The following is a 22,631-nucleotide window of genomic DNA, read 5'->3' as shown; positions in this document are numbered from 1 at the left end:
CCTAAAACACCCCTCTTTTTTTGAACGAACTCATTATTGAACTTACAGAAATAAGCCCCCAAGATTTTTTTGGGCAGCGCAATGAGAACATAGAACTCCTTAAAAAGTATTTTCCCAAACTTAAGATTGTAGCCAGAGGCAATAAGATAAAGGTCTATGGTGATGAAGAGCTTTTAGAGGAATTTGACCAACGTTTTGATATGTTGACCTCTCACTTTGCCAAGTACAACAAGCTGGATGAAAACATGATAGAACGTGTTTTGACCAGTAATGGCGAAGAGGATTATCAATCTTCAAAGGCGAGCAATGAAGTATTGGTTCATGGAGTCAGTGGTAGATTGATAAAAGCGCAAACGCTTAACCAAAGAAAAATGGTGGATTTGTGTAGGGAAAACGATATGGTTTTCGCTATTGGCCCCGCTGGTACTGGAAAAACATACACCGGTGTTGCTTTGGCAGTAAAGGCTTTGAAAGAAAAACAGGTGAAGCGCATCATCTTAACACGTCCTGCTGTTGAAGCGGGGGAGAACCTTGGTTTCTTGCCAGGCGATTTAAAAGAGAAGCTCGATCCCTATATGCAGCCTCTGTATGACGCTTTACGGGATATGATTGCCCCGGAAAAGTTGGCCAAATACATAGAGGACGGTACCATACAAATAGCGCCTATGGCCTTCATGCGGGGTAGAACGTTGGACAATGCCTTCGTAATCTTGGACGAAGCCCAAAACACAACCCATGCCCAGATGAAAATGTTTTTGACACGTATGGGGAAAAATGCAAAGTTCTTGCTTACAGGAGACCCAGGTCAGATTGATTTGCCTAGAAGAGTTATCTCTGGCCTCAAAGAAGCACTACTTATTTTAAAAAATGTGAAGGGCATTGGTATCATTTATCTTGATGATAAAGACGTCATTCGACATAAGTTGGTCAAAAAGGTAATAGACGCCTACAAGAACATAGAACACCAAAACTAGCAGTATGGCCAATACCTTGATGGAAACCAATTTTCAGTTTCCAGGACAACGTTCAGTGTATAAAGGTAAAGTTCGCGAAGTGTACACCTTGGACAATGATATTTTGGTGATGATTGCTACAGACCGTCTATCTGCTTTTGACGTAGTAATGCCAAAGGGAATACCTTATAAAGGTCAGATTCTCAATCAGATTGCCACTCAAATGATGAAAGCTACAGAGGACTTGGTTCCCAACTGGCTTTTGGCTACGCCAGACCCGAATGTTGCTGTAGGGAAAGCATGCGAGCCATTCAAGGTTGAAATGGTAATTCGGGGCTATCTTTCTGGTCACGCAGCTAGGGAATATAAGGCAGGGAAACGAGTGTTATGCGGGGTAGCCATGCCTGAAGGAATGAAAGAAAATGATAAATTTCCTGAACCAATAATCACTCCGGCCACGAAAGCAGAAAAAGGAGACCATGATGAAGATATTTCAAGGGAAGAAATTCTTGCGAGAGGCATTGTTTCTGAAGAAGACTACCTAATTCTTGAAGAGTATACCCGAAAGCTTTTTCAAAGAGGAACTGATTTGGCTGCTGGTCAAGGGTTGATTTTGGTGGATACGAAGTACGAATTTGGCAAAACCAAAGAAGGTGAAATTGTATTGATTGATGAAATACATACACCGGATTCATCTCGTTACTTTTATGTCGAGGGTTATGAAGAGCGGCAAGAGAAGGGAGAGGCCCAAAAGCAATTGTCCAAAGAATTTGTGAGGCAATGGCTTATATCCAGTGGTTTTCAAGGGCTTGAAGGACAAAGAGTTCCGGAGATGAGTGATGATTACATCCAAACAGTTTCTGACCGTTATATTGAACTCTATGAAAGTATTACTGGGGGAAGCTTTGATAAAGCCGATGTTTCCAATATTCAAAAACGTATTACAAAGAATGTTTTGGGTTGTTTAGAACAGCTTTGAACCAATTTCTTATTATCTGAAATCCTTTATTTTTTTGATAGTTTGTTAAGGCATTGATTTTAATGATTAAACAATTGTTTTGTTTAATGCTAAATTGATATATTTATGCTAAATAAGTATATCTCAAATGGATTCCTGTCCAAATTGCTCATCTGAACGTTATATTAAGGCTGGGGTTGTTAAAAATCGGCAACGATACAAGTGCAAATCCTGTGGTTATTTTTTTACCGTTGGAAAGCTTGGGAAGCAGATTGATGACTATTATGTAAATAAAGCACTTCAATTGTATCTAGAGGGCTTGACGTATCGTGAAATAGAAAGGATTCTTGGAGTTTCCCATGTTTCTGTAATGAACTGGGTACGCAAATACAATATTAAACGCCCTTACAACTCCAAATATCATCCAACCTACAAAATTCTTAATCAAAGCGAGCTTCAGCAATATTTTCAAAATTCCGATAATATTACGGGTGCCGGCGTTTTGGTTACAGAGCTGGGAGATAAGTTTATGCTTATAAAATGGGAACGTTTTAGGGAATAGATATACTTAATTTACAAATAAATATATTAACTTTCAATTAAGACATTTTTTTTAGGATGTTCGTGGTGCATGCAAAAAAACCATAACATCTTAAAAATGAAAAAAATAGTTTTTGGATTGGCATTTTCACTGCTAATCATCCCATTGGCTTTTTCGCAAGGAAGCACCGAATATACAGGTGGTTACAAAGTTAAGTTTAACGAAGATGGTTCAAAATATCTTCGAATAATCGCGTGGGGTCAATTTTGGGCCCAGTACAATGAAGACGTACCTGATGATGTAAGTCAGTTTAACTTTAGCATCAGAAGGGCAAGGGTTTTGACTTTTACCCAGTTAAACAAAAAGTTCTTGATCCTGACCCATTGGGGTCTCAACAGTCTTAACGGTAATAATCAAAGTCCCCTTGGTTTTGGTGAAAATGCCCAGTTGTTCTTCCACGATTTTTGGGGAGAATGGAAAGTAGTGGACAACCATGACATAGGGGCTGGATTGCATTATTGGAACGGCATTTCAAGGTTAAACAACCAGAGTACGCTTAATATGATGACCTTGGATAACAATCGTCAGTCTTGGGCCACTATTGGACTTTCAGACCAATTTGCCAGGCATATTGGAGTGTATGCCAAAGGAAAATTTGGCAAATTGCAGTATCGCGTAGCATTTAACGAGGCGGGAACCAGTACTTTGGATACCAGAGACCCTGTAGCTGACGGAGTAACCGTTTATGGTGGTCGTCGCATATTGGGCTCTGCAGATGCAGGTAAGGTTTTACAAGGATATTTTGATTTCAACTTCTTAGACCAGGAATCCAACTTCTTACCTTATAAAGTGGGGTCTTACTTGGGTAGTAAAAAGGTATTCAATATCGGTGCTGGCTTTTTTAACCATGCCAATGGTGTGGTTGAAGCTGATGGAGAAGGAGCCGATGTCAATATTTTTGCTGTTGACGCCTTCTATGATGCACCCCTTGGACAAGATGGTTCAGCAATTACCGCCTATTTAGTGTATCAGAACAACGATTATGGGGAAAACTACAATTTTGGGCCCTACGCAACTGGCAACATGGTCTATGGCCATGTAGGATATTTAGTACCCGGACCAGCAGATAAGACGCGATTACAGCCCTATGTCTCATATAACAACAGGTCTATTGACGCTATAGATGACAATGCGACACGATTTGGCTTGGGAGCCAACATCTTCATGACTGGCCATCATTCCAAACTGAGTTTAGAATATGCAAACTCCAAAGTCGGAGATGCTGATGGGACAGGTGTATTTACCGTTCAAGCAATGATTTACTTATAAACCAACATATTATGACAGAAAAGCAAAAAAAGGCTACTGCGTATTGGAAAGAGAACCTAAGGTATTTGGTTATCCTTTTGATTATTTGGTTCGCAGTTTCCTACGGTGCAGGCATCATCTTTAAAGATGCGTTGAACGCAATTCGAATCGGAGGCTTTAAACTCGGTTTTTGGTTCGCACAGCAAGGTTCTATCTACGTATTCGTAATACTCATTTTCGTGTATGTACGATTGATGAACAAATTGGACAAAAAATACGGATACAACGAGGATTAACTAACTAAAGAATTAAAATTATGAGTGTACAACTTTGGACATATATTTTAGTCGGCATCACCTTTACGCTTTACATCGGTATTGCAATTTGGTCAAGAGCTGGTTCTACAAAGGAGTTTTATGTTGCTGGTGGAGGAGTTTCTCCGTTGGCGAATGGTATGGCCACCGCTGCGGATTGGATGTCGGCAGCATCTTTTATCTCCATGGCCGGAATTATATCATTTGCAGGATATGATGGGGCAGTATATTTAATGGGATGGACAGGAGGTTATGTACTTCTGGCATTGCTTTTGGCACCTTACCTGCGGAAGTTTGGAAAGTTTACAGTACCGGATTTTATTGGAGAGCGATATTATTCAAAAACCGCTAGAGTAGTTGCTGTAATCTGCGCATTGATTGTTTCGTTTACCTATGTCGCCGGACAAATGCGTGGTGTAGGTATCGTATTCTCTCGGTTCTTGGAAGTAGATATTGATACCGGTGTGATCATAGGTATGGTTATTGTACTTTTCTATGCTGTATTGGGCGGAATGAAAGGTATCACCTATACCCAGGTTGCACAATATTGTGTTTTGATTTTCGCCTTTATGGTCCCAGCTATTTTTATTTCCATTCAAATGACAGGAAATCCAATTCCACAATTGGGTATGGGGGGAACCATTGCAGATGGCAGCTATCTTTTGGACAAATTGGATGGACTCTCAACTGAACTTGGTTTTGCAGAATACACTAATGGTTCCAAGAGTCTAATTGATGTTTTTGCCATTACTTGTGCTTTGATGGTAGGTACTGCTGGATTACCTCACGTAATCGTTCGCTTCTTCACTGTAAAACGTGTTAAGGATGCTAGAAAATCCGCTGGGTTGGCATTGTTATTTATTGCCATTCTATATACCACAGCACCTGCTGTTGCCGTTTTCGCAAGAACAAACCTCATTGAAACCGTAAGCAATAAAGAATATGACGCGATGCCTGAATGGTTCAAAAATTGGGAAACCACGGGTTTAATTGGTCATGACGATAAAAATGGTGACGGAAAAATTCAGTATGTCGCAAATCCTGAAATCAATGAACTAAAAGTGGATAGGGATATTATGGTACTAGCCAACCCTGAGATAGCCAACCTCCCGGCATGGGTAATTGCCTTGGTGGCCGCGGGTGGTTTAGCTGCCGCTTTATCTACTGCAGCTGGATTGTTATTGGTAATTTCCTCATCCGTTTCCCATGACTTGATTAAGAATGTATTTAATCCGGGTCTTTCGGAAAAAGGAGAGCTTTGGGCCGCTCGTTTGTCTGCAGTTGGCGCAGTATGTATCGCTGGATATTTCGGAATCAATCCGCCAGGTTTTGTAGCTGCGGTGGTGGCACTCGCCTTTGGTTTAGCTGCGGCTTCCTTCTTTCCGGCGATTATTTTAGGGATTTTCTACAAGAAAATGAACAGTAAGGGAGCTATTACCGGTATGGTTGTAGGTATTTCTCTCATGCTATTCTACATGCTCAAATTCAAATTTGGAATCTTTGATGGAGGAAAAGAAGCCGTTGGTAGTCTTAAAGATAGCTGGTGGTTTGGTATTTCACCAGAAGGCTTTGGAACAATTGCAATGGTTGTGAACTTTGCTGTAGCCCTTGTGGTAAACAAATTCACTGAAGAACCACCAGAAGAGGTTCAGGATATTGTGGAGAATATAAGAATTCCTAGTGGAGCAGGAGAAGCTGTATCCCACTAAAAATTGTTAGTTGGTTAAAGAAAGCGGTGTGGTGTTTAAATACCGCGCCGTTTTCATAATTTTATGGAAGGACCTGAGAGATGAAAATGAAAAAGAGACATCAGCAGAAATTAGTGATGGTTGCGATTATCCTGTTTTTTTTATGGAACGTTCCCTTCGTTACCATTTTTGATGGTGATTTTCATCTATTTGGATTTCCGGCATTTTACGTTTTCATTTTTTTGAGCTGGTTTATTAGTATAGCAGTGGCGTATTACATCCTAAAAAAATTCTATGAGTAATTATGCCCTGATACTGATTATAGTCGCCTATCTAGCATTTCTTTTTTTCTTGGCGTACTGGGCCGAAAGGAAGCATCGGGGAAAGTTGGTCAATAACCCATACATCTATGTGCTGTCTTTGGCAGTTTATTGTACAGCGTGGACCTACTATGGAAGTGTGGGTATAGCTTCACAATCCGGAATTAGTTTTTTGACCATATACCTTGGACCTGTAATCGCAATGCCACTTTGGATTGTTCTCATGAGAAAAATCATTCGAATATCCAAACAACATAAGATTTCAAGTATTGCTGATTTTATTTCAATGCGTTATGGTAACAACAGACCTCTAGGGGCTTTGGTCACGGTAACCTGTCTTTTGGCCATTATCCCTTACATATCATTGCAGCTAAAGGCAGTCTCAGAAACTTTTGCGTTGGTATCCAGTAACAACAGTTATATTTCTTCAGGCATATTGGACGATTCGACTTTTTACATTGCCTTGCTCATCGCCATTTTTGTTGCTTTTTTCGGAACTCAATCCACTGATGCCTCACTTGGGAAAAGAGGTATTATGGCAACGGTGGCTTTAGAATCTATTTTGAAATTAGTTTTCTTCTTGGCCATCGGAATTTTTGTAGTGTATTTTCTATTTGACGGAACAACAGATGTCTATCAAAAGGCATCCCTAACCGAAAACTTCCAGAAACTGAGTTCATTTGGTGGTTTGGAAAATGGCTTTAATTGGATGTTTACCATATTCCTTTCCTTTTTTGCCATTTTCTTATTGCCCAGACAGTTTCATGTAGCGGTTGTAGAAAATCAAAATATCAATCACTTAAAAAAGGCAATTTGGTTATTTCCTTTGTATCTCCTGGTGTTCAATGTTTTTGTGATTTTTATTGCATGGGCTGGTAACATCAAACTACCGGATACGGTAAACCACGATTATTACTCACTTTTGCTTCCTATTCAAGAAGGTAATACGTTTTTGACTCTATTGGTTTTCATTGGAGGTTTCTCTGCTGTTATTTCCATGATTGTGGTGTCCACCTTAGCATTATCCACAATGGTAAGCAATAATGTCATCATTCCTTATGGTTTTATTAAAAAACTTGTAGAGGGTAATCCTGAGGAAAATGCTAAAAACATTAAAAACATAAGGAGAATAGCCATCTTTATATTAATCATTGTTGCCTATTTTTTCTACATTCTCTTTTCCAATCAACTTTCCTTATTTTCTATTGGCCTGATTTCATTCGTGATAATTGCCCAATTAGCCCCTTCATTCTTTCTGGGACTTTTTTGGAGACGTGGAACGGCCAAAGCGGCCAAAGCAGGTATGGCTGTTGGAATAATGGTAGTTATCTATACGCTATTACTTCCTATTGTGGCCGATGTAATCTCTCCGGATTTGCAAATAACCGACAAGGGGCTATTTGGCTTTTCATGGTTACGTCCAACCCAGTTATTCGGTCTAGAATACTTAACTCCAGAAAGCAATGCTTTCTTATGGAGCATGAGTTTTAATACCATTGCTTTCGTGGGTTTCTCCCTTATGGCAAAAGGGAATTACCGTGAGCGGAATTATGCGGAAATGTTTGTCCACAATGAGAATTACGAAAATCTACAAGAAGGTGCTTTTGTCTGGAAAGGAGAAGCATATGTTGCCGATATTAGAAGATTACTGAATCGGTTTTTGGGGGAGACAAGAACAAAACGCGCCCTTACTATCTTCAATAGAAAATACAATATTTCAGAACAGGAAGAAAAAGCCGATGCTCGACTCATCAACTTTTCTGAAAAGCTACTTACAGGTTCTATAGGAAGTGCATCTGCCAAGATACTTTTAGCTTCGGTATCCAAAGAGAAACCAATTAGTCTGGTTGAGGTCTTAAATATTTTAGAGGAAAACAAGGAAACTAAAGCCACCAACAAACTTCTTGTTGAAAAATCGGAGGAGTTGTCCCAAATGGCTTCCAAATTACAGTTGGCCAACGATGAACTTTTGTTTCAAGATAAACAAAAAGACGAGTTTTTGGATACAGTTGCCCATGAGCTCAAGACACCAATTACTTCAATCAAAGCTGCTTCAGAAATTCTCGAGGATGATGAAATGCCATCCGAGCTCCGTCAACAATTTTTAAAAAACATCAGCAAAGACACGGACCGTTTGGCAAAATTGATTCATGACATTTTGGATCTTGAAAAGCTTTCTTCTGACCGCACTGAACTGAAAATACGAAGTGGTAAAATCAATAAAACCATTAAGAAGGCGATAAACGGAATAGAACGTATCGCAGAGCAACGAAAGGTACATGTGGTTTTTGAGGAATCTGATTATTTGGAAGGAATGTATGATGAAGACAGAATTCTGCAGGTTCTAACTAATTTATTGTCCAATTCTTTGAAGTTTACAGATGAAGAGAAAGGAATGATTAAAGTGTTGCTGGAAGAAAAAGAAAAAGAAATAGCAGTGGTTGTTGAAGATAACGGAAGAGGAATTCCAGAAGAAGACCACAACTACATTTTTGAAAAATTTTATCAGTCGAAGAATCAGAACACCAAAAAACCTCAAGGAAGTGGTTTTGGTTTGGCCATTTGCAAGCAAATTGTTGAAAGCCATAACGGAAGTATTTGGGCTGATAAAACAGTTACGCACGGAGCGAGACTGGTATTCACAATACCTAAGACAATATGAGTAGAAAGATTTTGATAGTGGATGATGAACCCAACATTGTGATGTCGTTGGAATATGCATTTAAGAAAAAGGACTTTGAGGTGTTTATTGCACGGGACGGGACTGAAGCCTTGGAAATAGCAGGTAAAGAGCTTCCCAATATTGTTCTCTTGGATATTATGATGCCCAAGATAGATGGATATGAAACCTTAAAACAAATACGAAATAATAAGGATCTCAACGGAACCAAGGTGGTTTTTTTATCGGCTAAAAGTAAACTTGCCGATGTGGAAAAGGGCCTAAAACTTGGAGCCGATAGTTATGTGACCAAACCATTTTCAGTAAAGAAGGTCATTGCAGAAATTGAAGAAATGATAGCCTGAATCAGCATGAAGTACAACGATTTTTATTCAGAAAGTATCCGAAATCCAGAGGATTTTTGGAAGGAACAAGCCCAGGCTTTGGCTTGGAACCGTTTTCCAACGGAAATATTGAAGGATGCTCCAAATGGCGGAAACGAGTGGTTTTCGGATGGGGAATTGAACATGAGTTATCTCTGCATAGACAGGCATATTGAAGCGGGCTTTGGAGACCAAGTGGCTATTTATTATGACTCTCCAGTAACCAATGTCAAAGCCAACATTACCTATATGCAACTTAGGGATGAGGTATCAAAACTTGCAGGAGGTTTAAAGCATTTGGGGTTGGAAAAAGGTGATACGGCCATTATCTATATGCCCATGATTCCACAAGCCGTTTATGCCATGCTTGCCTGTGCCCGTTTGGGCCTAATACATTCAGTGGTTTTTGGAGGATTCGCGCCGCATGAACTCGCTATTCGAATAGATGATTGTAAGCCAAAAGTTATCATCACTGCTTCAAATGGGATTGAAATCGAAAAAATTATTCCCTACAAGCCATTTGTAGATGAAGCTATCGCCCTGGCAAAGCATAAAACGGAACGCGTGGTTATATTCGACAGAAAGTTAGGGGTACACATTCCAAAAATGAACTATGATGTGGATTATGATACGTTGGTGAAAGAATCAGAACCTGCAGAACCCGTGCAGGTGAAATCCACACATCCCCTCTACATTTTATATACCTCGGGCACTACGGGAACTCCCAAAGGAATAGTAAGGGATACTGGTGGATATGCCACAGCGCTCAAAGCATCTATGAAATATGTGTATGGAATTGAGGAGGGCGATGTGTATTGGGCGGCAAGTGATGTAGGTTGGGTGGTAGGGCACAGCTATATTGCGTATGCTCCGCTTCTAAACCGAAACAGCACTGTGCTTTTTGAAGGTAAACCTATCAAGACCCCAGATGCATCAACCTTTTGGAGAGTGATTTCTGAATATAAGGTCAAGGTAATGTTTACGGCACCTACGGCCATACGGGCCATAAAAAAGGAAGACCCTGATGGGCTTTTGCTCAAAAAATATGACTTGAGTTGTCTGGAATATCAATTTTTGGCAGGGGAACGATGCGATGTAGCTACTTTGGAATGGACCCAAGAGAAACTGGGCATACCCGTTATTGACCACTGGTGGCAAACGGAATCCGGTTGGCCCATGTTGGCCAATATGGTGGGAGTTGAACTTCAACCGATAAAACCTGGTTCGGCCGGATTTCCCGTTCACGGATACAATATTCAGATAATGGGAGAGGATGGTAACCTTTGCGGCACCAATGAAGAAGGTTATGTATTGGTGAAGTTACCACTACCTCCCGGTTGTTTGTTGGATGTATGGCAAAACACCAAACGATTTGTTTCCGGATACCTCGAAAAATTCCCAGGATATTATTTTTCTGGTGATGGAGGATATAAAGATGAAGAAGGATATGTATTCATTACGGGTAGGGTAGATGATATAATAAACGTAGCGGGCCATCGACTTTCAACAGCTGAAATGGAGGAAATTGTGGCTTCACATCCGGCAATTGCGGAATGCGCCGTTTTTGGAATTCATTGCGATTTAAAAGGTCAGAGACCCTTAGGCCTAGCGGTTCTCAAGTCGGGAACGGATATCACTTCCCAGAAACTGGAAAAGGAGGTAATACACAATGTACGCCGAGATATTGGTGCTGTGGCTTCCTTTAAAGAACTATTGGTGGTGAACCGATTGCCAAAAACTCGATCAGGGAAAATCTTGAGAAAGCTGCTTCGAAATATTGCGGACAAATCAGAATATCCCATTCCATCTACCATAGATGATGTGGCCATTATTGACGAAATTAAACAAGCATACAGTGCTAGAAACATTGGAAAACCTAAAAAACAAACCATATGAGTAATTATCACATAAAACATCTTGAAGAATATTTTCAAGTATATCGAAAGTCCGTTCGTGACCCAGAAAATTTTTGGGAAGAAGTTGCAGAAGAGCACTTCGTTTGGCGGAAAAAATGGGACAAAGTCTTGGAGTGGGATTTTAGTAAACCTGAAATCAAATGGTTTCAAGGGGCACAATTGAACATTACCGAAAACTGTATTGACCGACATTTGCGCATTCGGGGCGAAAAAACAGCGATACTCTTTGAACCCAACGACCCAAATGAGGAAGCAGAAAATATCACATACAAAGACCTTCATGGTAGAGTATGTAGAATGGCCAATGTGCTCAGTGAAAAAGGTATCAAAAAAGGGGATAGGGTAGTTATTTATCTTCCCATGATTCCAGAACTTGCAGTTTCGGTGCTTGCCTGTGCGAGAATAGGGGCAATTCACTCCGTAGTCTTTGCCGGTTTTTCCTCGACAGCCCTGTCAACACGAATCAATGATTGTGGAGCTAAAATGGTGATTACTTCCGACGGTTCGTATCGCGGTAAAAAGACTATCGATTTGAAGGGAATTGTAGATGAAGCATTGAATGATTGTCCTGACGTTGAAACAGTTTTGGTAGCAAAGCGTATTGATTCTAAAATAGACATGAAAGCAGGCCGTGATGAATGGCTGGCTCCACTGTTGGAAGGCGCTTATGGCGATTTTCCACCTGAAGTAATGGATGCAGAAGACCCTTTGTTTATTTTATATACTTCAGGTTCTACGGGCAAGCCCAAAGGGATGCTTCACACCACAGGGGGGTATATGATTTATACTGCTTACACGTTTAAAAACGTTTTCCAATATCGGGAGAACGACATCTATTGGTGTACAGCGGATATTGGATGGATTACGGGACATTCATACATTATTTACGGACCATTGGCCAATGGGGCTACCACCGTAATGTTTGAGGGGGTACCTTCCTATCCTGATTTTGGCCGCTTCTGGGAAATCGTACAGAAGCATAAGATCACCCAGTTTTACACGGCACCGACTGCTATAAGGGCTCTGGCCAAAGAAAACCTGGACTTTATCAAAAAATATGATTTATCCAGTTTGAAGGTTTTGGGTACGGTAGGTGAACCCATTAACGAGGAAGCTTGGCACTGGTATAACGACCACGTCGGGGAGAAGCAGTGTCCTATAGTGGATACTTGGTGGCAAACTGAGACAGGCGGAATTTTGATTTCTCCAGTTCCATTTTCAACACCTACTAAACCGACCTATGCCACGCTTCCACTACCAGGTGTACAACCTGCTCTTATGGATGAAAAAGGTGCGGAAATAAAAGGAAACCCTGCTGATGGCCGACTTTGTATTAAGTATCCTTGGCCTTCCATGGCACGTTCCATTTGGGGAAATCATCAAAGATATAAGGACACCTATTTTTCTGCTTTTGAGAATAAATATTTTACAGGAGATGGTGCCCTGCGCGATGAGGTCGGGTATTATCGAATCACAGGCCGCGTGGATGATGTAATCATAGTTTCAGGACATAATTTGGGAACGGCTCCAATTGAAGATGCCATTAATGAACATCCTGCGGTAGCTGAATCGGCAATTGTAGGATTCCCTCATGACATAAAGGGGAATGCCCTCTATGGATACGTGACTTTGAAAGAAACCGGTGAATCCAGGGATAGAGACAATTTGCGCAAAGAGATAAATCAGGTAATCACAGAACATATTGGACCTATTGCGAAATTGGATAAGATTCAATTTACCTCTGGGCTACCGAAAACTCGAAGCGGTAAGATAATGAGACGAATTCTGCGGAAAATTGCATCCAAAGACACAGGAAACCTTGGTGATACATCCACTTTGCTGAATCCAGAAGTAGTGGAGGAAATAATGGAGGAGGCCCTTTAGAAGGACTTCCAGAATTCCCAAAACCTGTCTCTTTTGAGTAATTGTTCAAGGGAGACGGGTTTTAAAGTATCCATAATTCTTAAGAAAGCTATTGCAGTTATATAGGCATCTCCCAAAGCCGTATGCCGGTCGGTTTTTGGAATGTTGAATTCTTCACAAAGAACATCCAAACTGTAATGCCCATCGGTTTTACGTTTTGCTCTAGGCAAACTTCTATTAAACAGTACTGCAGTATCCAGTGTTTTATTCAATAGTTTAGGCATTCCATGGCGTACAAGTGCTTGGTTTATCATCCCGACATCAAAACCAACATGATGAGCCACTATCACCGCATTGTTTTCAAGAAGTTTCAATAAGATTTTTAGTCCCTCCAGTTCTTCAATCCGTTTCACTTTTCCTTTTTTCAAGATTCCATGGATTTCAACGGTTTTTGCATCGAAAGTGGTCTGTTTCAAAAACACTTCAAAGGCATCTTTTGCAGGGATGGAGCCATTTATCAACCGAAGTGCACCAATGCTAAGCATGCGGTCGTTTTTAAGACTAAAACCTGTAGTTTCTGTATCCAAAACAACAAAAACAGTTTCGGCTATACCCTCTGGAAGCTTCTTCTCGAATGAAGCTTCATAGGTCTTCCAAAATTCAGGTAGGTCCTCTTTTTTAGATGCCATGGATAGAGTTATCGTATTCTTGAGACCATAAAACGAACGTTCAGCACTTCTTGAATCTGTTTAATGGTTTTAAAGGTCCGTTTCAATTTCATTTTTTCTTCCTTGGTCAATTGCTCCAAGTTAATGTACCTACCAGAATCGTTATTCGCCAACCCCTGTTTGGTCCTAAAGCGAAGCAAAGCCTTTGTGGCATAGCTACAGGCCAGGAACAACTCTCTGTTGCTAGGTTCCAGTTCCGCCATTTTTTCATAACGCTCCCAGGTATTGCTTATATCTGGGATGTTCTTCGAAAGGATGAGTACCCTTGCGGCATCTACCAAGGGCATTAGGGCACGTTGTTTCAAATCAAAAAAGTCTTTGTGAACGCCATCTTGCTCTACCAAAAATTCCCTAAAAAATCCAGATGGTGAAGGATTCATTAAGGCTCCACTGGCAAGATGAGTGAGAAATATGGGATACTGCTCTACTGTATCAAATATGTGATGGGACAGTTTGGAAACCAATTCCTTATCACCGTAGGTTCGATTGTAATCAAAGAAAATGGAAGAGAGCAGTACTTCGTCCGGCCCAGGGTTGGTAATCCATTTGGAGGTCATTTTTTTAAAACCTGATAAACTGTTGCACCATTTTGGGTTAGACCCCATCATATCGGCGGGGCAGTATTCATATCCAATGGTATTGAGTCCCATGGTAATAAATCTGGCCAATTTTAGAAAATAGTCCCTAGTTTTATCAAACTTGGAATCAGGTACATCCTCAAAAAGCAAGGCATTATCCTGGTCTGTGTGCAATAGTTGTTCGCTTCTTCCCTGACTTCCCATGGCCAACCATGCAAATTTCACAGGCGGGCCTGAATCCATGCGTTCCAGGGATAATTCCACAACTCTTTTGATGCAGGCATCATTTAGCTCGGATATGATTTTGGACGTTAAGGTGAGGGGGATATTCTGTTCTAGATATCCTCTCAATAGATTCATCACGCCATTCCTTAGAGGTTTAATCTCTTCGGCTTTGTTGGTCCTTTTAATTGCTTTTACCAACACGGCCGGATTATTCCCTAGGGACAGCATAATATCGTGTTTAGATAAAATTCCAACCGCTTTGCTGTGCACCGTACCATCTTCAGTCAAAACCAAATGACTGATATTGCTTTTCATCATGGCCATTTGTGCCTGTGTTATTGTAAGCTTGGTAGGGTAGGTGATTACCGGGGAGGACATAATGCTTTTGGCTTTTGCAGTAATGGAATAATCACCTGTGGCAATTTTGTTTCTTAAATCTTTGTCCGTGATTATACCGATAGGCAATCCTTCTTTTTCGATAAGCATGGCTCCAATCCCATGCGAGGTCATTTTATCTGCAATGGATTTAATTGAAGTTTGCTCGGTGGATGAGACTATTTTTTTTGAAAAATCGACAAGTTGCAGGTCAAATAGGGGAGTGTTGTTTTTGGAATTGGATTGGAAGGCATCACCCAACAATTGCCCCCTATTGGTCTTGTCATAAGGATTTCGGGTATTGGATGCAAAGCTCTCCACCAGGAAGTCCGCTACTCTTCTGTTTTCTTTAATGTAAGGTCGGAATTTTTCAATAGGGATGGCGTAGAGTATTGTTTCTTCCTCACTTTTGGCCGTTAGTCGGTAATTCTCATTGGCCATTAAAGGTCTAAGTCCAAAAATATCACCCTCATCACAAATATCTAGAACGGTTTTCTCATCCTTATCCCAAAGGGCAATTGCCCCTTTATGCACCACATAAAATTGATGGTGAGCGGACTCATCCACGGTAAACACAAAGCTGTTTTTCTCCTTATATATTATGGTAACTTCTTCCGAAAGTGATTCAAGTTCCTTTTTAAACAAATTGGAAAATGGTGGGAAAGCTTTGAGAAAATCCGCAATACGTTCAGAAATAGTGTTCTTCATAATTATAAAGGTAATTCTATTGGCGATATCTTGGGAAATTTTCAAACTTTGAATTGGGATATACCACTATCTTAGCGGCCTGCTTGAAATCCAATACGTATTTTCAATTTCTATTGAATGAAAGACCCAAGACCATTTTATGAGAATGAAATAGCAAAGCTCAAGGATACACTTGTAAAACAAAAGCAAGTGCTTACCCAGATAAGCCTGATGCGCCTATTGGTTTTTGTTGGAACTTGCGCTTTACTCTATCTATTTTCCAAGAATGCAATATGGATGTGGACTTCATTTGTTTTTGGCGCAGGATTGTTTCTCTTCTTGCTACGATCGCATGCGGATAAGAGAACCATATTTGAACTCAACAAGGAGCTCAAAAGAATAAATGAAGAAGAAATAGAGGTTCTAAAAGGGAATTATTTGGACCGCTTTGATGGAAAGGTTTTTGAAGAACCTTCGCATTTTTTTAGTTCAGATATTGATTTGTTTGGCAGGGGCTCGTTCTTTCAATATGCAAACCGAACAGGACTGAAGAAAGGTACCGATTATCTGTGCAATATGCTTTTGTCCAATTCCATTGATAATATTCATAGGAAGCAGGAGGCGATTCAAGAGCTATCTACAATGCCGAAATGGGTTCAAAGATATACGGCCTTGGGAAGATTAACCAAAACAGAACTGAGCTCGAAAACCATTATTAACTGGTTGCAAACCTATGTTCCCTTTATACCAGACAAATTAAAAAGGGTACCCGCCATCTTTGGATTTATATCAGTTGTCTTTTTTACGCTTGTAGTTCTTAAAATAGTGAATTGGTGGTTTTTGGGAATTTGGTTTTTGCTGGGACTTGTTTTTTCAGGATTCTTTCTTAAGCGGAACAATGAGCTAAATGCAAAGACCAGTAAGGTAAAGGATACGATTGAACAATATTCACTTTTGCTACAGGAAATTGAAAATCAGAATTTTAGAACCGATTTGCTGCTGACCGAGAGAAAGAAGATAGAGTCAGGTCAAGAAAAGGCATCAATCATCTTTAAGCGATTTTCAAACGCTATGGATAGATTTGATAATCGGAACAATGTTTTTGTGGCACTACTGGGCAATGGATTTTTTCTTTGGGATTTACAATCAGCGTATCAAATTGAGCAGTGGATTGTTAAGTATAATCATTTGGTAGGTCAGTGGTTTGCGACGATAGCTTTTTTTGATGCCTATAATTCCTTCGGGACATTTGCTTTTAACCATTCTGAGTTTACCTTTCCAACAATTGAAAAAGATACTGATTACTTGATTCAAGCTAAATCTCTAGGTCATCCATTGATTGAAACTGAAAAAAGAATCAACAGTGATTTACGACTTGGAAAAGATGACTTTTTTGTGGTAACAGGAGCAAATATGGCAGGAAAAAGTACCTTTTTACGAACAGCTTCTTTGTATGTTCTCATGTCAAATTTGGGATTGCCTGTTTGTGCAGAAGAAAGCGCTTACGTTCCGATTAAGTTGATTACCAGCATGCGCACTACAGATTCTTTGGCGGACCAGAGTTCTTATTTCTTTTCTGAGCTCACAAGACTGCAGTTTATTATGGAGCAATTGGAACAGGATACCTATCTAGTAATATTGGACGAAATTCTGAAAGGTACCAATAGCGTGGATAAGGCGCAGGGCTCCAAAAGACTCATTGAACGCCTTGTAGAAAGAGGAGTTCCGGGTATCATAGCTACCCATGACTTAAGTCTATGTGAGATAGCCAGTAGTTTAAAAGAGGTGAAGAACTACTTTTTCGAGACTGAAATCAAGGATGACGAGTTACATTTTGATTACCAGTTAAAAGAAGGGGTATGCAAGAATATGAACGCTTCTTTTTTGTTGAAAAAGATGAAAATAGTGGAATGATTTAATTACCATACCAAAAAGGCTCAACACGAAAACCCTGATTTTTTTTTAGATAGTGTTTTGGGATGTTTTTCCTTTAACAGAATTACCTGCTGACGTAGGTCATTTTCTTCCTCTTTTTTAGTGATTATGTTTGTTTTTATCCAATAGTGATGGATTAAATCATTTACTAAAAATAACAGCCTATGTACCTTAAGAAAAAGACCTTCCGGACCCCTTCAAATTATTTAATGTTATTCATCTTAGCGTGTGGTGGACTGCTCATGAGCAGTTGTGATAATGAGTCGCGTGGATTTGCATTACCTGAGGGTGATATTGAACAAGGGAAGTTAACCTATGAAAGGTTGGCTTGCAATAGTTGTCATAGTATTTCAGGGATTGCATGGAAAGGAGGCAGTGATAGCCTCAATATACTTCTGGGTGGAGAAGTATCCTCCAAGAAGACCTATGGCGAACTGGTAACTTCAGTGATAAACCCTTCGCACAAAATCGCTCCCAGATATAAAAAAATAGCCGTGACCGAAGAAGGTGATTTAAAGATGGATAATTATAATTATGTCATGACCGTACAAGAACTTATTGATTTGGTCACTTTTCTTCAGTCGGAGTACAAGGTTGAAGTGCCTAACACAAATTACTATCCCTATTATTGAATATTTTTGAAGTACACAAAAACTGAGGAAATGCTCAAGTGGCTTTGGTTCGTTCAAAGCGGTACTATGTTGACCAAACTGCATGTCTCCAACAGCCAATTGTTGTCATTTTTCCAGTTCTGTTGATAAAAGTATTATCCATCCAAAGTAAAGATTGGGGACACTATGATTGAGTTCAGGCCTTTGAATTACTTATCTGTTTATTTAGAACGTCTAGTAAAGGGACAATTATGGCTCAAGGTAGTAATCGGTTTGGTATTGGGAGCGGGTTTGGGAATTCTTCTCAACCCATCAACAGGACTGTTTTCGGAGAATTTTAGTTCACGACTAGCAGAATGGCTTGACTTGCCAGGGCAGTTGTTCATGCGATTGGTCCAAATGATTATGATACCTCTGGTATTTACTTCGATACTTACGGGTATAGTGAGCAATACAGCGGGTAATCTTAAATCTTTCGGCCTTAGACTCCTGTTGTATTTCATTTTCACCACTTCCGTTGCCATACTGATAGGCCTCGCAGTAACCCTCGTTTTGAAACCTGGTCAATACATTTTTTCGCTTGGCGGATTTTCCAGTACCAATGATGTGAATGAGATACCCATTGAGCAAACCAATCTTATGGAAAATATTCCAAAAGCCATCTCAAACCTTATTCCAAACAACCCGCTTGAGTCTATTTTGACCGGGGAAATGTTGGGGGTTGTAATTTTCACAATACTCATAGGTGTCGCCGTAACCCAACTTCAGGATAAAACAGCGAGACCCATAATTCAGTTTTCGGAAGCCATTCAAAAAATATGTATGATAGTGGTTTCTTGGGCGATGATGCTAGTACCTTATGCCGTATTCGGTTTAATTGCCGCCTTGTTGTCTAGAACAGGTATAGAAATATTCATAGGATTGGGCTATTATATGGGGGTGGTAATTCTGGGATTAATATTCTTATTACTGTTTTATTTGATACTGGTGACTGTAATAACCGATATACCTCCATTAAAATACCTAAGGGAAATCAGAGAACCTCAGTTACTGGCTTTTTCTACAGCCAGTTCCGCAGCTGTAATGCCATTGTCCATGAAAACTGTTGATGAAAAGTTGGGAGTATCCTCTAACATCAGTGATTTTGTTATACCCATTGGAGCTACAATAAACATGGACGGTACGGCTCTTTTTCAATGTGTTACTACCTTGTTCATGGCACAGGCATATGGGATAGATTTATCCGTGATGAACCTTTTATTGATTACTTTCACTGTAGTAGCTGCATCTATCGGAACCCCAGCCATTCCAGGAGGTGGGGTGATAATTCTTGCATCAGTATTGGAAAGCGCCGGGATACCGGTAGAGGGTCTTTTGGTCGTCATTGGAATAGACCGTATTCTGGGAATGTTCAGAACATCGGTCAACGTGACCGGGGATTTAACCGCTTGTTTGGTCTTTAATCGATACTATGGAAACAAACAGGAAGATGAAACCCTGACCAGCCAAAGTTAAAGCTAATTATAAGGTTTGGTTTGCTAGCTACTCATCTAGGTTAAAACACACAAAAGCAGTCAATTTTTTTCTCAAGGTGTTCAAAACTACCGAATACATTTTGTGATTTGTCTCGGTTTGAACCATGATTCAGTTTTATCAAAAAATCATATTCTAAATCAATACCATGCAAATTATATCGGGAATATCCAACAGCTTATCTATTGGTTAAAACACCTCTTTTTTTAGATACTGCACCTAAATCATCAATTATTCAGCACTTTACCGATGTTTATGGATGCATTGTCAAAGAATCAATGTTTGGTTCGTACCCTTGTTCTATTTTCGAAGTGAACATAATACTTACACAGATGAATCAAATTTTACTTGCAAAAAGAATCTACAAAGAAGCATTCATGAATCTTGGACATAGAGTTTTGAGAAATGGATTCAAGCTATATTTTTGGACCTGTACTGCACTACTTGCAATGGTGCTATATGCTTTCTGCTATCGATTGTTTACCGGATTTGCCTGGGACTAGATATTTTCAAACGCTGGTCATTAGTTTAGGGCCAGAGATTTTTGTACCTAGCTAAATTGACCGATATATTTATTTAAATCACCCATCTTCAAACCAATTTGAAGATGGGTGATTTTTTGTTTTCGCATTCTTTGGATAGAAGTCAAACCTTGTTTAACTCGCCTCCCTTAACCTTTCATGATATACAGGAACCGTATGTGGTTTTTCTATCTTTTGTTTGGCACATTTATTTTTGATGACTCGTTCGATTGACTTTTCAAAACGAGGCCTTGCCATAGGTTTGGTCAAGTAATCCTTTACTTGATTGTATTGGAAAGCGGTGAGTGCAAATTGGGAACGTGTGGAGTTCAAAATTACCTGGCAATCATGGTTGAGATTTTCAAGGAACTCAAAGCCATTTAAACCAGGCATTTCAACATCTAGAAATACTACATCAGGACAAAAACGGTTTACAGCTTCAAGCCCAACTTTAGGATCATTAAAGGATGCAGTTAGTTTTAAATTGGGGTTATTATTAATCAGTTTACATGTAGCGAATTGCTGAAGGGGCGAATCATCAATTACAATAGCGGTTAAAGTCATGTTACGTTAGTTTGGTTTGCACAAGTAAAACAAGCTTGGGGAAAGACTTCCTGATTGAAACCGATGAAAGGAAATAATTTTCGATTAACGGAAAACCCCCTAAATGAAATACCTTTCAAATAGGGGGCTAACTGTGTTTATCCAATATGTTTGGATTGGTTTAGTGTGTCTTATGCATGGAATTTAGTTTCCATTACCATTACCATTACCATTACCATTTCCGTTTCCATTGGTACAGGCATCTTTAAAACGAAGTATATTTCCGTCGCCTTCAACAAGCGTTATCATGGTCACTCCTGGAGTATCTAAAATTCTATTCAGGGTCCATTGCAAATTGAAATCATCCAAACCGGTAATGTTTATCATAACGGTAATATCGTTCCCTGATCCATTGGCTGACCAAGTTCCAGCAAAGTTTTCGGTATCGGAAGTTGCCGTTACCGAACCATCTGCTTGAAAGTTAAACGAAAGATCATCGTATTGGCTTTTTAGGTTGTTTCCATTAAGGTTGAACTTATTCACACCAAAGTCCGTACATTCAGCAAAAGCAGCTTGTAGTTGTTCAACCGTACAGTTGTCACAATTATCATCGTCAAAATCGTTGTCATCATCCTCATCACAGTCATCTATGACACTTTCAATAATGTCTTCAAGTTCTTCAAGGTTGGAAGCTTCCAGTTCTGTATCATCGGTTAATACCAAAACAATCGGGAATTCTATGTTTACAATATCGTCCTCATCCAAATCATTTATGAAATCATAAAGCATTTTGTCATCCTCCAAGGATATGGTATCAAACAGTTCAGTGGTCTGATTAAAAACGGAAACATTTATGGGGTAAACAATATCAACACATTCTATATCTTCATCCTCTTCATTTTCGTCAGGACATGTATTGGCAAAATCCTCCAGTTCTTCCGCATTTGAAACTTCTGCTTCTGTGTAATCGGAAAATATTATAGTTACAGGGAAAACAATTTCTAAAGTATCCGTATCCTCATCGCTCTCTTCAAAAATGATTTCAATTTCATCAAGGTCTTCTTCTTTTTCTACGGTGATTTCAGTACCATTGGCAATAACGGTTACCGGAAGTGCAATGGAAAAACAACTGGCATGATCTAATATATTATCATCAGAACCATCCTTCATGGAAGTTCTAACCAGAAGGTTTGCCACATTTGAATTTGGCAAAATACTTTGGTCTGAATCGTTTCCTATTGACTCAAATTCTTCTTCTCTACAAGAAACATTTAACAACCCCACTGTAAGGAGTAAAAGGCCTAAAAATTTTATACTGTTTTTCATGTTCGCGAGGTTTCTAAAAAATTAGGTGTTTACCTATGAAACAACCAAACGGGAAAAACTCCTGAAAAGTTTTTATAAAAAAGTTTTTTTAACTTTTGAGCGACCAAAAAACCAACTTAATTGAAGAAAAACCTGCACGAGAACATCTGTGATGACACCTTGTTTGCCAGTATTTACAGCAAACACGCCCAAAACCTCCACGATTTTCTTTATTATAAATATGGAGAAAAGTTAAATCCAAGTGACAAGGCGCAAGACGCTTTTGCCAAGCTTTGGGAAAATTGTAAGAAAATTACCTTAGACAAGGCCAAGTCTTTTCTGTATACCGTGGCCAATAATTTAATGCTCAACGAGGTAAAACATCAAAAAGTAGTATTAAAATACCAAAGCAAATCTCCAAAGGAACATACCAATGAAAACCCAGAATTTCTTCTAGAAAAGGAAGAGTACTATAAAAAGTATCAAAAAGCGCTTTCCAGATTGTCCGAAGAACAACGTGTTGCCTTTATGTTGAATAAGGTAGAAGGTAAAAAACACGAAGAAATCGCACAATTATTGGGTGTTACGCGAAAGGTTGTAGAGTACCGTATTTACTCAGCTTTTGACCAGTTAAAAAAGGAATTGGAAAATTTTAAGATAAAATAATCAGGAGAAATTGATGCTTGG

20 protein-coding genes are annotated in these 22,631 nt (G+C 39.6%); 16 read left to right on the top strand and 4 right to left on the bottom strand.

All coding sequences use genetic code 11. From position 1 onward, the window contains the following. The first annotated feature begins 20 nt into the window (after positions 1–20). The 11 genes from CLV81_RS17895 (at position 21) to acs (ending at position 12,924) form a co-directional block, all read left to right on the top strand. Positions 21–974: a PhoH family protein gene (locus CLV81_RS17895; protein WP_106146947.1), complete on the top strand. Its 954-nt coding sequence runs from the start codon at positions 21–23 to the stop codon at positions 972–974. Between the two features lie 4 nt (positions 975–978). Further along, complete coding sequence (locus CLV81_RS17890; protein ID WP_106146945.1) at positions 979–1,932, top strand: phosphoribosylaminoimidazolesuccinocarboxamide synthase; 954 nt, start codon at positions 979–981, stop codon at positions 1,930–1,932. Positions 1,933–2,059: 127 nt separating this feature from the next. Continuing rightward, a complete protein-coding gene (locus tag CLV81_RS17885; RefSeq protein WP_106146944.1) occupies positions 2,060–2,473 on the top strand; it encodes an IS1/IS1595 family N-terminal zinc-binding domain-containing protein in 414 nt (137 codons plus the stop codon). Positions 2,474–2,569: 96 nt separating this feature from the next. After that, entirely contained in the window at positions 2,570–3,781 is a 1,212-nt protein-coding gene (locus CLV81_RS17880; RefSeq protein WP_106147706.1) for a hypothetical protein, read from the top strand. Positions 3,782–3,792: 11 nt separating this feature from the next. Next, positions 3,793–4,056 (top strand): DUF4212 domain-containing protein, encoded by a 264-nt coding sequence (locus CLV81_RS17875; RefSeq protein WP_106146942.1) that lies wholly within the window; start codon positions 3,793–3,795, stop codon positions 4,054–4,056. 20 nt (positions 4,057–4,076) lie between these two features. Next, positions 4,077–5,783, top strand: a complete 1,707-nt coding sequence (locus tag CLV81_RS17870; RefSeq protein WP_106146940.1) for a sodium:solute symporter family protein — start codon at positions 4,077–4,079, stop codon at positions 5,781–5,783. A gap of 86 nt (positions 5,784–5,869) precedes the next feature. Then, positions 5,870–6,064, top strand: a complete 195-nt coding sequence (locus CLV81_RS17865; RefSeq protein ID WP_106147704.1) for a hypothetical protein — start codon at positions 5,870–5,872, stop codon at positions 6,062–6,064. After that, positions 6,057–8,744: a sodium:solute symporter family transporter gene (locus CLV81_RS17860; protein ID WP_106146939.1), complete on the top strand. Its 2,688-nt coding sequence runs from the start codon at positions 6,057–6,059 to the stop codon at positions 8,742–8,744. The genes CLV81_RS17865 and CLV81_RS17860 overlap by 8 nt, the downstream gene beginning before the upstream one ends. After that, positions 8,741–9,106 carry a response regulator transcription factor gene (locus CLV81_RS17855; protein ID WP_106146937.1) on the top strand — a complete coding sequence of 122 codons (366 nt, stop codon included), beginning with the start codon at positions 8,741–8,743 and terminating at the stop codon, positions 9,104–9,106. Before CLV81_RS17860 ends, CLV81_RS17855 begins: the two co-directional genes overlap by 4 nt. A gap of 6 nt (positions 9,107–9,112) precedes the next feature. Continuing rightward, positions 9,113–11,020, top strand: a complete 1,908-nt coding sequence (locus CLV81_RS17850; RefSeq protein ID WP_106146935.1) for an AMP-binding protein — start codon at positions 9,113–9,115, stop codon at positions 11,018–11,020. Then, complete coding sequence (acs, locus tag CLV81_RS17845; RefSeq protein ID WP_106146934.1) at positions 11,017–12,924, top strand: acetate--CoA ligase; 1,908 nt, start codon at positions 11,017–11,019, stop codon at positions 12,922–12,924. The genes CLV81_RS17850 and acs overlap by 4 nt, the downstream gene beginning before the upstream one ends. Here the strand turns inward: acs and CLV81_RS17840 are convergent. Together CLV81_RS17840 and CLV81_RS17835 are read right to left on the bottom strand one after the other, a co-directional pair. Beyond that, positions 12,921–13,592, bottom strand: coding sequence for a 3'-5' exonuclease (locus CLV81_RS17840; protein WP_106146932.1), 672 nt, complete (start codon positions 13,590–13,592; stop codon positions 12,921–12,923). The genes acs and CLV81_RS17840 overlap by 4 nt on opposite strands. Before the next feature lie 8 nt (positions 13,593–13,600). After that, entirely contained in the window at positions 13,601–15,517 is a 1,917-nt protein-coding gene (locus CLV81_RS17835; protein ID WP_106146930.1) for a DUF294 nucleotidyltransferase-like domain-containing protein, read from the bottom strand. Positions 15,518–15,634: 117 nt separating this feature from the next. On the opposite strand from CLV81_RS17835, the gene CLV81_RS17830 reads away from it, so the two are divergent. The 4 genes from CLV81_RS17830 to CLV81_RS20690 all read left to right on the top strand — a co-directional run bounded on the left by CLV81_RS17830 (position 15,635) and on the right by CLV81_RS20690 (position 20,078). Then, on the top strand, positions 15,635–17,410 hold the full coding sequence (locus tag CLV81_RS17830) for a MutS-related protein (RefSeq protein WP_106146929.1): 1,776 nt from the start codon (positions 15,635–15,637) through the stop codon (positions 17,408–17,410). 185 nt (positions 17,411–17,595) lie between these two features. Continuing rightward, positions 17,596–18,063: a hypothetical protein gene (locus tag CLV81_RS17825; RefSeq protein ID WP_211298021.1), complete on the top strand. Its 468-nt coding sequence runs from the start codon at positions 17,596–17,598 to the stop codon at positions 18,061–18,063. Between the two features lie 165 nt (positions 18,064–18,228). Further along, the gene (locus tag CLV81_RS17820) at positions 18,229–19,557 is read left to right on the top strand and encodes a dicarboxylate/amino acid:cation symporter (protein WP_106146927.1); all 1,329 of its coding nucleotides are present in this window, start codon (positions 18,229–18,231) and stop codon (positions 19,555–19,557) included. 350 nt (positions 19,558–19,907) lie between these two features. Continuing rightward, positions 19,908–20,078 carry a DUF6747 family protein gene (locus tag CLV81_RS20690; protein WP_170068341.1) on the top strand — a complete coding sequence of 57 codons (171 nt, stop codon included), beginning with the start codon at positions 19,908–19,910 and terminating at the stop codon, positions 20,076–20,078. A 153-nt stretch (positions 20,079–20,231) separates the two neighbouring features. On the opposite strand, the gene CLV81_RS17815 is transcribed toward CLV81_RS20690, so the two are convergent. Beyond that, positions 20,232–20,660: a LytR/AlgR family response regulator transcription factor gene (locus tag CLV81_RS17815; protein WP_106146925.1), complete on the bottom strand. Its 429-nt coding sequence runs from the start codon at positions 20,658–20,660 to the stop codon at positions 20,232–20,234. Between the two features lie 183 nt (positions 20,661–20,843). Continuing rightward, positions 20,844–21,965 carry a lipocalin/fatty acid-binding family protein gene (locus tag CLV81_RS17810; RefSeq protein WP_106146923.1) on the bottom strand — a complete coding sequence of 374 codons (1,122 nt, stop codon included), beginning with the start codon at positions 21,963–21,965 and terminating at the stop codon, positions 20,844–20,846. 120 nt (positions 21,966–22,085) lie between these two features. On the opposite strand from CLV81_RS17810, the gene CLV81_RS17805 reads away from it, so the two are divergent. Further along, the gene (locus CLV81_RS17805) at positions 22,086–22,610 is read left to right on the top strand and encodes an RNA polymerase sigma factor (RefSeq protein ID WP_106146922.1); all 525 of its coding nucleotides are present in this window, start codon (positions 22,086–22,088) and stop codon (positions 22,608–22,610) included. Positions 22,611–22,631: the final 21 nt, after the last annotated feature.

The sequence above is a fragment of the Flagellimonas meridianipacifica genome (genome assembly GCF_003001695.1).
GTDB lineage: Bacteria > Bacteroidota > Bacteroidia > Flavobacteriales > Flavobacteriaceae > Flagellimonas > Flagellimonas meridianipacifica.
This window is presented reverse-complemented; position numbering and strand designations above follow the sequence as displayed.

Bases quoted from the DNA above. Each gene is read 5' to 3' on its own strand.
- CLV81_RS17890 (WP_106146945.1), top strand. From the start codon at position 979: ATGGCCAATACCTTGATGGAAACCAATTTTCAGTTTCCAGGACAACGT.
- CLV81_RS17885 (WP_106146944.1), top strand. From the start codon at position 2,060: ATGGATTCCTGTCCAAATTGCTCATCTGAACGTTATATTAAGGCTGGG.
- CLV81_RS17880 (WP_106147706.1), top strand. From the start codon at position 2,570: ATGAAAAAAATAGTTTTTGGATTGGCATTTTCACTGCTAATCATCCCA.
- CLV81_RS17875 (WP_106146942.1), top strand. From the start codon at position 3,793: ATGACAGAAAAGCAAAAAAAGGCTACTGCGTATTGGAAAGAGAACCTA.
- CLV81_RS17870 (WP_106146940.1), top strand. From the start codon at position 4,077: ATGAGTGTACAACTTTGGACATATATTTTAGTCGGCATCACCTTTACG.
- CLV81_RS17865 (WP_106147704.1), top strand. From the start codon at position 5,870: ATGAAAAAGAGACATCAGCAGAAATTAGTGATGGTTGCGATTATCCTG.
- CLV81_RS17860 (WP_106146939.1), top strand. From the start codon at position 6,057: ATGAGTAATTATGCCCTGATACTGATTATAGTCGCCTATCTAGCATTT.
- CLV81_RS17855 (WP_106146937.1), top strand. From the start codon at position 8,741: ATGAGTAGAAAGATTTTGATAGTGGATGATGAACCCAACATTGTGATG.
- CLV81_RS17850 (WP_106146935.1), top strand. From the start codon at position 9,113: ATGAAGTACAACGATTTTTATTCAGAAAGTATCCGAAATCCAGAGGAT.
- acs (WP_106146934.1), top strand. From the start codon at position 11,017: ATGAGTAATTATCACATAAAACATCTTGAAGAATATTTTCAAGTATAT.
- CLV81_RS17840 (WP_106146932.1), bottom strand. From the start codon at position 13,592: ATGGCATCTAAAAAAGAGGACCTACCTGAATTTTGGAAGACCTATGAA.
- CLV81_RS17835 (WP_106146930.1), bottom strand. From the start codon at position 15,517: ATGAAGAACACTATTTCTGAACGTATTGCGGATTTTCTCAAAGCTTTC.
- CLV81_RS17830 (WP_106146929.1), top strand. From the start codon at position 15,635: ATGAAAGACCCAAGACCATTTTATGAGAATGAAATAGCAAAGCTCAAG.
- CLV81_RS17825 (WP_211298021.1), top strand. From the start codon at position 17,596: ATGTACCTTAAGAAAAAGACCTTCCGGACCCCTTCAAATTATTTAATG.
- CLV81_RS17820 (WP_106146927.1), top strand. From the start codon at position 18,229: ATGATTGAGTTCAGGCCTTTGAATTACTTATCTGTTTATTTAGAACGT.
- CLV81_RS20690 (WP_170068341.1), top strand. From the start codon at position 19,908: ATGAATCAAATTTTACTTGCAAAAAGAATCTACAAAGAAGCATTCATG.
- CLV81_RS17815 (WP_106146925.1), bottom strand. From the start codon at position 20,660: ATGACTTTAACCGCTATTGTAATTGATGATTCGCCCCTTCAGCAATTC.
- CLV81_RS17810 (WP_106146923.1), bottom strand. From the start codon at position 21,965: ATGAAAAACAGTATAAAATTTTTAGGCCTTTTACTCCTTACAGTGGGG.